Annotated in this window: 1 protein-coding gene; it reads right to left on the bottom strand. The window is 64.8% G+C overall.

Annotation, left to right across the window (positions count from 1 at the left end; all coding sequences use genetic code 11):
- Positions 1 to 697 (bottom strand): ComEC/Rec2 family competence protein (locus tag HP499_RS24640; protein WP_309138449.1); only part of this gene is annotated, 697 nt, incomplete at its 3' end.
- Positions 698 to 818: the final 121 nt, after the last annotated feature.

The following is an 818-nucleotide window of genomic DNA, read 5'->3' as shown; positions in this document are numbered from 1 at the left end:
CTCCCACCGGGCCCTCGGCCCACGGCAATGCAGCTCCCGGTAAGCCGGCAAAAAACCTTGCCACTCCCGCCACCAATCCAGCGCAGGTCCCCGCAACAGCGATGGGCACCACCGCGAGCCAGGGCAGAGCTGTGGTCAGAGGCACGGCGATCGTCCCCAAAATAGTCACCGGAGCCACCAAAGGACCCGCCGCCACGTTGGCGATAAGCGCGAACGTCGTGAACTGTGGCTGAAGCGCCACGATCACCGGACCACACAGCAGCTGCGCAGACAACGGCACGGCAACCCCGGCAGCCACCCACCTTGGTAGCCAGGCAGGGATCCATGACGCAACGCGCGCCGCAAGCAGCACAATTCCAAGCGTCGCCAGAACCGAGAGGAGAAACCCCATGTTGGCCGCCATGGCCGGGTCCAACAGCAGCAGGATGGTTGTGGCAAGGCAGAGGAAGGACAAGGACCGTCCACGCAGCCCACCCGTCAGGGCAGCCAGCCCCACTGTCCCCATGACTGCCGCCCGTAAGACGCTTGGGTCCGGCCCTACCATGATGACAAACGCCAACAGGCCGCAGGCAGCAAATGCCCCAGCTGCCGGGCGCGCCCACCGGAAGCACCGTGCCAACAAAATGAAGCCACCCAGGATAAGGGAGCAGTTGGCCCCCGAGACGGCGGTTAGGTGTGTCATTCCCGTGGTCTTCATGGCCGTTTCCAGGCTTTCCGGCAAGGCACTGGTGTCGCCTGTCACCATCCCGGGAAGCAAGCCCGCCGCATCTGGAGGCAACCAGTCAGCTGCGGAGACAAACCGTTTCCTGACGTCGGCC

Origin of the sequence: Paenarthrobacter sp. CM16 (assembly GCF_013179505.1) — a bacterium.
In the GTDB taxonomy this organism is placed as follows: domain Bacteria; phylum Actinomycetota; class Actinomycetes; order Actinomycetales; family Micrococcaceae; genus Arthrobacter.
Note: the sequence above shows the minus strand (reverse complement) of the source record. Positions and strands in the feature narration are given on the sequence as shown.